At 50.6% G+C, this 14,006-nt stretch carries 3 protein-coding genes; all 3 read left to right on the top strand.

Annotation, left to right across the window (positions count from 1 at the left end; genetic code table 11):
• Positions 1–365 precede the first annotated feature (365 nt).
• The 3 genes from Q0835_RS25760 (at position 366) to Q0835_RS25750 (ending at position 13,347) form a co-directional block, all read left to right on the top strand.
• Entirely contained in the window at positions 366–2,408 is a 2,043-nt protein-coding gene (locus tag Q0835_RS25760; protein ID WP_298965658.1) for a patatin-like phospholipase family protein, read from the top strand.
• Positions 2,409–3,792: 1,384 nt separating this feature from the next.
• Complete coding sequence (locus tag Q0835_RS25755; RefSeq protein ID WP_298965656.1) at positions 3,793–4,281, top strand: hypothetical protein; 489 nt, start codon at positions 3,793–3,795, stop codon at positions 4,279–4,281.
• A 1,116-nt stretch (positions 4,282–5,397) separates the two neighbouring features.
• Positions 5,398–13,347: a cadherin-like domain-containing protein gene (locus Q0835_RS25750; RefSeq protein ID WP_298965654.1), complete on the top strand. Its 7,950-nt coding sequence runs from the start codon at positions 5,398–5,400 to the stop codon at positions 13,345–13,347.
• Positions 13,348–14,006 lie beyond the last annotated feature (659 nt).

Raw genomic sequence — 14,006 nt, 5'->3', positions numbered from 1 at the left:
GAAGCATGCGAAGCTGACCGGGTCGCCAGTTGGAGCGGTGCCGCACTTATTGCGGGCAGCTCCCCCAGCAAATAGACATTGGCCACAGCAACCGCGGAGTTACTGTGGCCAATCAAACAGCCCCAGCGGGCAGGGCTGTCCTTTCAGCGGTAGGACTGAGGAGTTCTTAGTACCGCCTGCCCATTCATTACCCGCATACTGGCGCTAGTGGAACAGGATTAGCGTGCGCCAGAACTGTAAGACGACTTTTTGGGAGCGCGCAACGGTTGAGTAGAGCACAACCAAGCGTTTGTGTTTTGATTGCATTGATTGTAGAGTTTATTGAAATCAATTTTTAATGGTGGGCCATTGTCTTGGGGGAGGCGATGTCTTCAGATAGTAATAATTCCGTTTTTACACTCGGCCTCACGATGGCAGGCGCTGTCTCTGCTGGAGCTTACAACGCCGGTGTTTTTGATTTTCTCATTCAAGCACTTGAAGAATGGGAAAATGCTCGAGAAGCTGACAGAAGTCGCCCAGAATCTGAGCGCATTGTTCCGAACCATCGCATCGTTATTCCCGTGATATCAGGCGCTTCGGCTGGGGGCGCGACCGCTGCGCTCGGGCTATTTGGTTTGTCTGAGGCGACATCTCTACCGACACCAGAAGATGCAGCAAAAACGAAATTCCTGATACCGGCGCTCTACACCACTTGGGTGAAAAGTATCACCTTTGCCGAAGGAGGGCATCGCCATACGCTACTGGGCAATACCGACCTAAAGACCGGCGTCGACGTGGCTTCGCTGCTTGACGGCTCGGTTCTACGCAGAACTGCAGAAGACGTCATCCGTAGCGCTACACTGAATGCTGAGCCACGTCCCTATTTCGCGGAAGATCTCCATCTCTTTTTGACAATAACAAACCTTCGCGGCGTTCCGTACGAAGTAAGCTTTACCGGCTCCGGTTCGAGTGAAGCGCATCTCATGACATTGCATGCAGACCGGATGCACTATCGCATTTCTGGTTTGGGATCGGCTTCTTTCGAAAGCCAATGGCTTAAGAGTTACGGAGATGAAGGCATCCCTTTGTCTGCCAAGCAAATTCAGGCAGCGTTTTTAGATAGGGACGACTCAGGACAACATATCGAAGCAAATAACTTCGTCACAGCCGCAATTGCGACCGGTGCTTTTCCTGTTGGTCTCCCAGCGCAGCACATGGTGTCGCACACAACAGACTACGACAACAGAGCCTGGCCATATGAAAGTCGAAAAGGACTGGGCGATATTAAACCCCGATGGCCTCAGAATGAACAAAGCCAAGTGGCGTACGACGTTACCTATGTTGGTGTTGACGGCGGTGTCATCAACAATGAGCCCTTTGAAATCGCCCGCTGGACGATTATGGAAACCCCGGGTGCGCAAAACGTTCCCACCTCCAAGGGTACAGACCGGGCCGTTTTACTCGTCGATCCCTTTCCACAGGTCAGCGATTTCGATCCCAATCAAAGCCCTGAGGAAACAGCTGCTCAGGTCTGTTTGCGTGCGGCGATCTTGGCGCTCTTTCCTGCTCTGAAGAACCAAGCTCGCGTCAAGGCTGTGGACCTTGCACGCTCAGCAAATGATTTACATGTCTCGAGCCGGTTTCTGATTGCCCCTTCACGCAACATTGGCGAGGGAGAGAGCGAACGACGCGCCGACGATCCCCTCGCAACCGGTGTACTCAGTGCTTTCGGTGGTTTCTTGACCGAAAAGTTTCCGGAGCATGACTATCAGCTCGGAAGACGAAACTGCCAGCAGTTTTTGCGCAAGTACTTCCGGGTTGCCGAAGGCAACAAAACCGTCATCGGGTGGCCTGCCAACACAGATAAAAGGCACACTCTGGTTGATGATAACGAAAAGGCCTGGAGGGTGCTGATCCCACTATTTGGGTCAGCGATTGAAGAGGTTCCTCAGCCCAAGTGGCCCCAAATCGGTGACGATGTTATTCTCGAATTTCTGCGAGCTATCCGTGTTCGCGGTGACGCCTTGGTGAAGCACATCGCCGACACCGAATTCGACAAATGGTACTATGCGACAGCGCTTAAAGCATTTTGGTGGTGGAAGAAAAAACAACTGCTCGGCCGTATCCATGGCGTCGTTGTTGCGGATCTTATCCGCCGCGATCAGCATCAACGCTTCGCGAACCTCGGAAGTGACCTTGAGCGCGGTGTTCTGGCCTGCTTTTACGATCTTGCAGAAGACAAGTGTTCTCCGGCAGTTATCGCCAAAACCATTGGCAAACGCAATCTCGTGAAACGAGATACCACGGTTCCGACAGCTGATCAGGTTCGGTCGCTCTTGGACAGCGTTCTCTCTGCATATGTTAGACCAAGAGAGCGGCGCAGAGACGTTTATGTCTTACGCAGAGATTTCGAATTACCAAAACTGTGAGGCTTACTATGAAGAAACTAATTCTATTTACTTTCGTAGTTGCGATTACTATCGTTCCAAATACGGTTCGCGCGGCGACTTGTATCGATGGGCAAGCTGAGGTGTGGTTTAATATTGAATATTGCAATAAACGATATGCATGTTTGCAAATTTGCTTGACGGAGCAAACGTTCAATAGTCCGGACGCTCCCCTTATTGTTGCGAGATTTGCTGAAGCATATTCCCTCGGCAAAGACTCTGTCCAACATGCACTGAGTGTTTTTGCTTATCACGGTGGGTTCCGAGACAAGAAAAAGTTCAAGCTAGACCACATATCCATTCGTGCCCATTGCGTGCAATCTGTGGAACGTGCTGCCAACGCTGCGTGTTGATCTTAGTTATCTATTTATTCAAGAACACAGTTTAGCGATGCAATATCGTTTAAGTTCGTTTTGTCGACGGAAACCCGCGGCAAGACCAGGTTCAATGGTTTTTGGATGATTAGGGCAATTGTTCATTCTTTGATATCGAATACGCGGCACACCGCTTCCGGTGTGCTGCATTGGCTAAGGGATACCATCCGAACCGCACTATGCGGTTCGTCCGCCTTCATCAGCAGCAGAGGTCATTTGCCTGATTTTTAAGTGACAGGCCCGTTGTCAACGTCAAGGCGGCCGTTCGGCCCCGCTGGCGCGGTAAAGCCTTGACCCTGCCTTCCGGTGCCTGTGATTGGCTTGGGAAGGGCAAATGGATAAGTAGCGGCGCGCGCGCCGCGTGCGCTTTTTATGCGGCTTTTGAGTGCCGCTTTTTGCAGCAATATTCTGAATTACACCGAAAAACTCTTACACAATATCTTACACATACACATAAAATAGTAAAAAAATATGATTAAAATCAATATCTTGTATCTAAATAACTAGGACTTAAAATCCTCCATCGGTGAGGGCTTTGAGTCAGACAAACGCACAATCGTAACATCACATTCGTTCCTCTCAAATTAGATGCGCTCTAGGTTGTATTGGGCCGCAATATCCTAGGCTGACAAGACGTCGTGTATTCGCTCACAGACATGATCAAACTCTTAGCCGTTGCAACCTAAAGCTGGCGAAGTCCATACGTATTATCGCTAGGTTGAAGGTTAATTTTTGAGATGCTGTTATGGCCGAAGATGCAACCAGAGGGTAGGGCTTGGTTTGCAATTAAGTACAAAGGTATCTTTTAATTTTGTACTGCCTGTCGGTTGTAAGGAACCGACAGATCATGGGGGTATTCAATGAGAAAGGGTCGGGGCTCTTCAACTAGGGTTGAAATGCCTTCATATGAGACTTTGTCAGAGCCAGCCGAGAGAGCCAACAAAAATCGGCTGGCAAATTCTTCACCGTCATCAAATCCGGCAACGCAGAAAATGAAATTCCGTCTCGTAAACGGAACTGATACCGACTTTCGCGCAGGTATCTTTTTGGCGAAGGAGGCGCACTCCAACACGGTCTTTCGTGACATTGTGTTTTCAGAAGAAAAGGCACGAACGATATTTGAGAGTGCTATTAATCGCCCTGATCGAAATGGTCTCATATATGCCACGCCAAATGTTGATGCTCCCCTTCAAGAGAACGGCCTTTATGGCTTTGCATCTGTTCGCGCTGGAGAATACTTCCTTGGCTCTGGCGGCTTAATTGCAACAGTTCAAACACTGAATGTCTCTGATAAAATTTCTGGAACCTTACTCGGCGGAAAAGTTTCAATAGGTCTTGTGAAGGCGCTAAGGCATTGGGCCAATGCGCGCGGTTGTGAACATTTGCTAATTCACGTCACAAATGGTGTGGACGCTGCACGATCTGATGGTTTTTTTAGAAGACTGGGCTTCAAAACAGTTGGCGGGAATTACGTCGACTAAGTGCGTCGTACGCACTCCTAATTTAGTTAGTGGGCTGGATGACGTCTTATGAGAAGTCAAAATGAACTGTGTTTTATTAATACGCAAGTAAATATTGAGTATTTCTACTTAGCGCCAATGATCATGGGGTTTCTAATTATCTTTATTTTCTTCAATTTCTCAGGGAGAATAAATCTACTTGAAGTAATACTCGACATATATCTATTTAGAAAAGTTAAGGAAAACAGAAATAAGGTAATAGCAATAAGGTTTCTTTTCATATTGTCTATTCTTTGGTTCGTTACCCTCCCTTTTGTTTCAACTTACCTTGTAGAAATCTGTTAAAGGAAAAATCCGATGTCAGATAGTTCAATCGGCGTAGGCTTTGATTTTGTTCTTGGGACTATTAATTTTGGTCAGCAGTTTTTAGCTGGAGCCAGCACAAGAACAATCTCTGAGAGTGATTTTGAAAAAATAAAGTCATCAAAATTTGCCCCAGTCGGTGATCTTAACCAACTCGATGACGGAACTATCGTTAGAAATAATAATAATGGAACTTACACAGTATACGACTACGAAGAGAAATTTTTTTCTAAGGGAGGTGCTAATAGTTTTGGATTAGGTGCTTTCGCGGAAGTGCCCGTGTTCAATGGAGCGCCTAAGGACTACTCTGGCCCCTTTCATAGCTATGGTGCCGCAGGCTTACTCGGACTTACATTTTCGTATATACCCGGCCAAGAAAGCCCGTGGCCAGCCAGTATCTCAGTAGTCGGCGGTGTCGGGCTAAAAATCCCTGCTCACCTCGTAAGTTTTGAATACTTTATTGAAAGTAAAGAATTAGGCCCAGCATCAGACCTGTCTAAGTGTTTTGTCGGAAACACATTGATCAAGTCAGTCAATAATTCTCTTGTTGAAATTAAGGACATAAAGCCAGGAGACTACGTGCTTTCGTTTAGTCAAATGGATGGGGCAACAGACGGTAAGCTCGTCGAAAAGAAAGTGCTTAGTGTATTTGAAAATATAACGGAAGAATTAATTCGACTAACTTGGCGCGAGGGCGAGGAATATAGGGAATTAATTACAACGCCATATCATCATTTTCTAACATCTTCTGGTAATTTTAAAGAGATTGAGAAATTGGTAGAGCACGGACAAGGTGTTCTAGTACTCGAGAGTGGCTCTGAAGTTGTTGTAACGTCGGAGCGCATTCTTTATTCCGCAGAAACCGCAGAGATGTTCGAACAGGTGGAAGGCTATGTCTATCCCGAAAATGGAAATCTTGCGGTCGCGCCGGTCTTTAAAAGAGGCTGGAAAACTTACAATTTCGAGGTTGAGGACTTTCATACCTACATCGCCGGCGGCTTGCGCGTACACAACGATTCTTGGAATGATGGACGAGGTGTAGAGTATCCTGGCTGGGCGACCCGTGAAGGCCAAGCATATTCGGTTGGCGCAGGATCTGGTAGACATTACGAAGTCAACAAATCGGCTTTCGAAAGTTATGTAACTGAGCAAGTCGCTAGGAATGAAAGCTATGCTGAAAGTGCTGCTGGTCGTGCTGAGGCAGTAGCTTATGGTGCATATGCCGCTGGTGGAGGTGAAATAGCAGCTCGAGCCGCTTCGATTGCTGAGTATGAAGCTCGAGGCGGTGATAACGTTAGCGCCCAAGGTTTTTTGCAATATGAGCTCGCATTCAAGCGCGCGCAGGCTCGCGTTGAAAGCGAAAGGGGTGGCTCTGGCGATGATAGACACGACCCCCAACCAAACCACAATGACTCATGGCGCACCGGTGTTGGCAGCGGTGGTCTCGGCGATTACGACAATGATGGCGTGGTCAGTGCACGCGAATTTCGCAGAGCTGAGGCAGAAGGAAGGTACGGGAACTCAAACGGATCCGGTGAAAGCGCCGGTGGGAAGCCGATCATTCTAGATCTCGATGGCGATGGCCTCGAAATTTTACCGTTCGATCGATCTTTCACCGAGTTCGACTTTGATGATGATGGCTTTGTGGAGAAGACTGCTTGGGTTGGAAAAGATGATGGCTTGCTTGTTTGGGACGAGCACGAAGACGGCCAGATCAATCGCGCAGCCGAAATTGCACTTGGTAACTTAACTGAGGCTGATGACACAGATCTGGAGGCTTTAGCAACTCTATTCGATAGCAATCACGATGGCTTGTTCAATATAAACGATGCAAGTTGGGGAGAGTTTCGAATATGGCAAGATGTTGATGGGGACGCAGAAGTTGACGCAGGCGAACTAAAAACCCTCCAAGATCATGGTATTTCTGAAATCAGACTTACCCGAACATCAGAAACCACGGTTACTCTTTCCGACTACACCGCAATTCATGGGCTTACAAATGCTGTGCGCACAGGAGTTGATGGTGAACAAGAGATAATCCTGGTTGGCGATGTCACACTAGGATATTCAGATCTTGGCGTGAAGAGGTCCGTCGATGCAGACGGCAACGATGTCATCGAATATGAAAGCGTTGACAATGCTCCTGCCAACATCACCAAGCGCCGTAAAATCAGCGACGGTGATCCTGTCGATTTTAACCTCGGTAGCGACAGTATTGCGACAGGCACGCTGATTACGTCGGATTGGTCCTCAGTGCTTGGAAGCGATGAGGACAATCAAATCAATGCGGCCGGTAAACTCGAGAAAGTGTTGTTAGAAGGTGGTGCTGGTAATGACACTTTGACCGGTGGAGCTGGCAGTGACGTGCTCATAGGAGGAGCTGGAGAAGACAGTGTCTTAGGTGGAGCGGGTAATGACACGCTCGTGATCGACCATGCAGATGTCGCGGGTGCCCTAGCTGGACGGGCAACAATATCCGGTGGTGATGGTTTCGACACCCTTATGGTTGACGGCGATACCGGTGTTTCATTGATCTTGTCAGATTTCGAAGCCGAAGCTGCGGTTGGTAGTGAAGGAAATGACAACCTTCACGGTGATGACGACAGTCTGACCACATGGAGCGAATTTGCAGATATTGATGCAAACGGTGCCCTTATCTCTGGCGAAATCTCGATTGGTTACACTCTTCGTGGTGAGGGCGGAGCCGATGTTCTGACAGGCGCTGCCAACGCAGATCAGTTGCGCGGTGGAAGCGGCAACGATGTGTTGAATGGTGAGGCTGGCGATGACGAACTCTATGGCGATGAGGGCGCTGATACCCTTCGCGGCGGCTCAGGAAATGATGTCTATATCTACGCTCGAGGCGATGGCCACGACGTTATCGAAGAGACCTTAGGCAGTCATTCGTCCGGCGACGTAATCGCTTTCGGACAAGGTATCTCTGTATCCGACCTAAACATACAAATTGTCGGAAACAATCTTGTTATCGCCTTCTTTGAAGAAACCTCTGAGGAAGCATCGATTGCAGCGCAACTCAACCTACCGGTGCTTGAAGGCTCAATTACCATTAAAGATTGGGGCTTGAGTGCGGACAATCGAGTTGAACACATTCTTATGGCTGATGGCACATCCCTTCAGCTTTCAGAACTTACATTCTTGCAGGGAGATGACGCGGCACAAACGCTATCTGGCTCGAGCAATCGCGATTTCATCTCGGCAAGAGATGGAAATGATGTAATTAACGCAGGCGATGCTGATGATGTTGTTTTCGGTGACCTTGGTGACGACACGATCAATGCTGGTCAAGGGCAAGATCGAGTGGACGGAGGAGACGGGAACGACACTCTCCATGGAGGTCAAGGAGGTGATAGTCTCGTCGGCTCCAATGGAGATGACATAATTCACGGCGAGGCCGGCGATGACCTTCTTCGCGGAGACACTGGCGATGACATAATCACTGGAGGAGATGGCAATGATCTCATCCAAGGTGGAGCAGGGAATGACGTTCTTTCCGGCGGTAGTGGCGACGATGTCTATTCCTACGCGATTGGTGATGGAAATGACACGATCGAGGACAGCGGAAGCGGCTCTGTAGGTGATGTTGTTGTTTTTGGGCAAGGCATTAGCTTCACTAATCTGACCTTCTCAATCAACGGCAGCGATCTTATGATCTCAATTTCCGGAGAAGGCTGGCTTGCCGAGGACAATGGCCAGATTCTTCTAAAGAGCTGGTCTGTCGACTCTGGTCAGAAAGTTGAAATTCTGACGTTCGCCGACGGCAGTTTCGTGGATATCTCCAAGTTCAGTTCCTTCGAAAAACTCAATGCAGAAAGCAACACTTTGAATGCGACTACGGCAAGCGAGCTTATCGATGCTGGTGCTGGCGACGATAACATCGCTGCAGGGGCTGGTGACGATTTTGTCTTGGGAGGAGATGGTGCGGATACTCTAAGCGGCGGCGCGGGCGCGGATATGCTTCAAGGCGGCGCAGGCGATGACGTCCTAGAGGGCGGTGCAGACAACGATGTTCTAACAGGCGGAGCTGGTAATGACCTGTTGACAGGTGGCACGGGTCAGGATGTCTTTGCGCCAAGCCGAGACTCTTTGGGAACAGACACCATTACCGATTTTGAAGTCGGCATTGATCGAATTGACTTATCGGCTATCGGCGCATTTATTTCCCTGGAACAGCTCGAACTATCCCAGACTGCCAATGGTGCACAGATCGACTTCCTCTACGGCCAAACGATTGTCCTGGAAGGGATTGACGTTTCTCAACTGACAGATGCCCAATTTGTCTTTGACACTTTTGAAGATTTAGCTTCAGGAGAAAGCCGTTTTGCAGGAACGGTGCCCTACGACTTTTCCCAAGATACGCTTGTTGAGACGGATTCGAATGATTTCAACTCCGTGCTCGACGGCCAGCCGACACCTTCTGCCACGCCAGGTGCTCACAATGGTGCCGGGGCGGGCAATGTATCTGTAAATCCCGATGACTTGAGTGTTGGTGCTGGGAACCTCACCACGGGTGTTGGGTCGACAACGACCGGAGCAGAGGATGCCTGGACCGTCACAAATTTCGATAACGTAACCAACAGATTTAATGTCGCAAATAGCGGCAAGATGCAGGAGCACGTCTTTAGAGGCAATCAAACGGTTATGAACGAGCGGAATCCCGGAGATTACGACTTTGTTCATGGAACTGCCGGAGTTCCGGTCACGATATATGCTGGCGCAGGATACGACGCCGTCCAGGGATATTCAGGGGTAGAGAATGCTCACCTGGGTGCTGATAACGATTGGATGGACGGCGCTGGTGGCAACGACGTTGGTTTTGGCGAAGGCGGGTACGACAAACTTTTGGGTGGTGCTGGCAACGATACACTTGAAGGCGGTTCTGAGAACGACTTGCTTTTTGGCGATGCCGGCGCGGACATTCTAAGGGGTGGCACACACAACGATTACCTGGACGGTGGAACCGAAAACGACAAACTCTACGGCGATGACGGTAAAGACACACTTCTAGGAAAAGCAGGAAACGATCAGCTTTATGGCGGCAACCACAACGACACCCTCTCAGGCGGTGACGGCAATGATACGGTGAACGGCAATGCTGGCAATGACCGTGTTTATGGCGACAAGGGTGACGATACTCTCCACGGAGAGGCAGGCAAAGACCTTCTGGTCGGCGGCGACGGAAAAGATAAGCTCTACGGCGGCGATGACAACGATACGCTTGCTGGCGGTAACCACGATGACCAGCTGTATGGTGGGAACCACAACGATGAGCTCCTTGGGGAAGGCGGGAACGATCGCTTAGAAGGCGACAATGGCAATGACTGGCTTCACGGTGGCGATGGTGCGGACCAGCTATTCGGTGAAAATGGCAACGATATTCTCATCGGAGGCAACCACAACGATACGCTGAATGGTGGAAGTGGCAAGGATACTCTGCTGGGCGGTTCTGGCAATGACTCTCTTGTTGGGGGCACAGAGAACGATGAACTGCTTGGTGAAGCCGGTACCGACACCCTGAACGGCAATGCCGGCAATGACTGGCTGCATGGTGGTGATGGCAATGACACTCTGTACGGCGAGGACGGAACAGATGTTCTGATTGGCTGGACAGGCGCGGACCGACTTTATGGCGGTAGCGGCAATGACGTGCTTTTGGGCGGCGACCACAACGACACCCTGGAAGGTGGATCCGGTAAGGACACACTTCTTGGCGGCTCAGCTGACGACAATCTGAAAGGTGGAGACCACGATGACGACCTGCAGGGAGAAGCTGGAAACGATACTCTGAACGGAAATGCCGGCAATGATTACCTTCATGGTGGTGAAGGCAACGACACTATTTACGGCGAAGCCGGTAGTGACGTCCTGATTGGCTGGACTGGTAACGATAAGCTCTATGGCGGAGCTGAAAATGACGTGCTGATCGGCGGCGAAGGCACAGACGAGCTTTTCGGTGGCAGCGAAAATGACGAGCTTTTTGGCGAGGCCGGAAACGATGAGCTTCAAGGAGACAGCGGCGACGACATCCTGATTGGCGGCGACGGAAACGATACCCTACTAGGTGGCGCCGACAATGACACACTCCAGGGCGATGCTGGAGACGATTACATCCAGGGTGATGCGGGCAACGACGTCATTTATGGCGTTTCAGGCAATAACTGGCTCCATGGTGGATCTGGCTCGGACGTTGTCTACGGCGGCGTTGACAATGACACTATTTATGGCGGCTCCGGTAGCGACCTGATCCTCGGCGCGGGTGGCAGTGACCTTATCGACGGCGGCACCAATGCCGACGAAATCCACGGTGGGTCCGGCCACGATATTATTGCTGGCGGCGATGGTGACGACCTTGTGCTTGGTGAAGACGGGGATGATACCCTTCAAGGCGGAGGAGGGGCTGACAAGCTATTTGGCGGCTCAGGAAAAGACAAAATTGAGGGCGGTGAAGGCGCAGACGAACTTTCAGGTGAAGCTGGCAATGACCAGCTCTTCGGTGAAGGGGGCGACGACACGCTTGCCGGCGGAAGTGGTGCAGATCTGTTGGAAGGAGGCTCGGGCAATGATCAGCTTTCAGGAGGTTTTGGCAATGATTTTCTAAAGGGTGGTGCTGGTGACGATGTCCTTTATGGCGGTGATGGTAACGACATCTTCATATACGCACTTGGTGACGGTAATGATGTCATCGTTGAAGGAGATATCGGGCATAACACGCTGATTTTAAATGGTATTAATGCAAATGATGTTCTTATTTCGTCGTCGGCGGAAGGTATCAAATATGAGTTTGTCGATGGTGGCTCGCTGATTTTGCGACACCAGATTGTCGATGGTACGATCGGGATCAGTCAAGTCGTCTTTGACGATGGCACGATTTGGTATGATCGTAAGATTACTGGAGAAGGGTATCTTCCGGTCGCCATCAACGCGATCGAGAATGCGGTCCACAGTTCGAGTGCGGCCTGGAGCTTCACTGTTCCTGACAACGTCTTTACGGATGCAGACGGAGACAGTTTAACCTACAGCGCATCGCTCGCAGATGGCTCACCTCTGCCGTCTTGGCTTGTGTTTGATGCAACAACGCGAACTTTCTCAGGTACTCCACCACAAGGTTTCGATAGCACGCTTTCTCTGAAAGTCGCTGCATCAGATGGCACAGCGGCCGCTGAAGCTGAATTCGACTTAACGGTCACACAGGCGAACGCTGCTCCCGAAGCAAATGGTGATACGGGATATTCGACCAACCTATTCTCTGCAGTGACAATTGCTTCTGCGACACTTCTTGCAAACGATTTGGATGCTGATGGCAACGCGCTGAGCATCGTTTCAGTCTCGAATGCAAGTGATGGAAGCGTGAGTCTGAATCAAGATGGTGATGTTGTCTTTACACCGTCTGGTGCGTTCACAGGGTTTGTTACATTTGACTATACAGTCAGCGACGGCGAACTAACGGCAACCGCAACAGTGGAAGTGAATGTTACTGGGCCTGTTGCCACCTCGGGTGACGATGTTCTGAGTGGAACTAGCGCCGATGAAACGATCGATGGCCTTGCCGGCAACGATACGATCAATGGTTTCGACGGCGACGACACGCTCATTGGCGGCGCCGGTGCGGACTCCCTTGATGGCGGCAATGGCAATGATACGATTTATGCCGATGCGGCCGATACGTGGTTCGGCGGTGCTGCCGGCATTGATACCCTCATTTATCAAGGTTCTGACAACCGGCAATATTCCATGGACCATGGCAGCTTTGAGAACATGAATGCAGGGTCCGGCAACAACACAATCTGGGGTAATGGAAGCGTCAATATCATCGATGGTGAGGGTGGCGATGATGTCATCCACGGTTACGGCGGTGACGATACTTTGACCGGTGGTGCTGGCGCGGATTCGCTCATGGGCGGCGATGGAAACGATACTGTTTACGGTGATGCAGCTGACATTTGGTTCTCTGGTGATGCCGGTATCGACACCCTTATCTACACGGGCGTAAATGACTTCAGCTATGCGCTCGACAACGGCGGCTTCGAACATATGATGGCGGGGGCGGGCAACAACTCTATCCATGGAGGTGCTACGGACAACCTGCTGGATGGCCAGGCCGGAGATGATCACATCCAAGGATGGGGTGGCAATGATACCCTAATCGGCGGAGCAGGGTCCGACACGCTTCAAGGCGGTGATGGGAATGACATCGTCTACGCGGATGCAAGTGACGCCTGGTTCTCCGGAGATGGCGGCATAGACACTTTGATCTACACCGGCACCGACGACCGCCAATATTCGCTCATCCAGGGTGCATTTGAACACGTGGAAATGGGTGGCGGCAACAACGTCGTATGGGGAACAAGCACCGACAACACGGTCGATGGACAAGCGGGATCTGACACCCTTTATGGCGATGGTGGAGCAGATCGCTTGATCGGGGGGGGCGGTGCAGATCACCTGGTTGGAGGCGTCGGAAGTGACACATTCGTCTTTAAACTTGGCGACACAGGCCACGACACAGTTGCTGATTTTGAAGCTGGCGCTGGTTCCGAGGATGCAATTGAGTTTGAGTCCGGACTGTTCGCGTCTTTTGCTGCAGTTCTTGCAGTTGCCACGGACGATGGGGTGTCGACGACGATTGCAATAGACAACGACACATCCATCTTGTTGCAGAACGTTGTAGTCGGCAATCTGCACCAGGATGACTTCCTGTTCGTATAGGGCACACCGCTTCCGGTTTGCTGTGTCGGCTAAGGTAATTAAACCGAACCGCACTTTGCGGTTCGCCAGTACTCATCAGCAAGAGTGTTCATTTGCCTGATTTTTAAGTGACAGGCCCGTTGTCAGCGTCAAGGCGGCCGTTCGGCCCCGCTCACTCGGCAAAGCCTTGACCCTGCCTGCCGGTGCCTGTGATTGGCTCGGGAAGGGCAAATGGATAAGTAGCGGCGCGCGCGCCGCGTACTTTGATAAGCTGTCTTGGTCCTACGGAGGGCTTGGTCGAGCTTTTGGAGAGCGTTGTGGATTAAAAATCTAGCAGAAATCGAAATTGAGAAGTTGGGCCAAATCAACCATCTGATATGGCAAATTATGGCACATAATATGGCACATTGGCACAAATTAGACAAAAACATATATTAAAAATAGAGTTTTATGGCTTAGCCTAGCCGACTCATAACCTGAAGGTCGCAGGTTCAAATCCTGCTCCCGCAACCAAATTCGACAACAGCCTCATCCCGTAAGGGGTGGGGCTGTTGTCGTATTCGGGTAACGGATACAGGCGAGAACCTCCCCGGGCCCCATCAAGGAGGGCAAAGCCCGACGCAGAAGGGCAGAAAACCCCCAAATCCTGCTCCCGCAACCAACAAAAACAAGTCGCCCCT

Origin of the sequence: uncultured Roseibium sp. (assembly GCF_947499295.1) — a bacterium.
Lineage (GTDB): Bacteria > Pseudomonadota > Alphaproteobacteria > Rhizobiales > Stappiaceae > Roseibium.
Note: the sequence above shows the minus strand (reverse complement) of the source record. Positions and strands in the feature narration are given on the sequence as shown.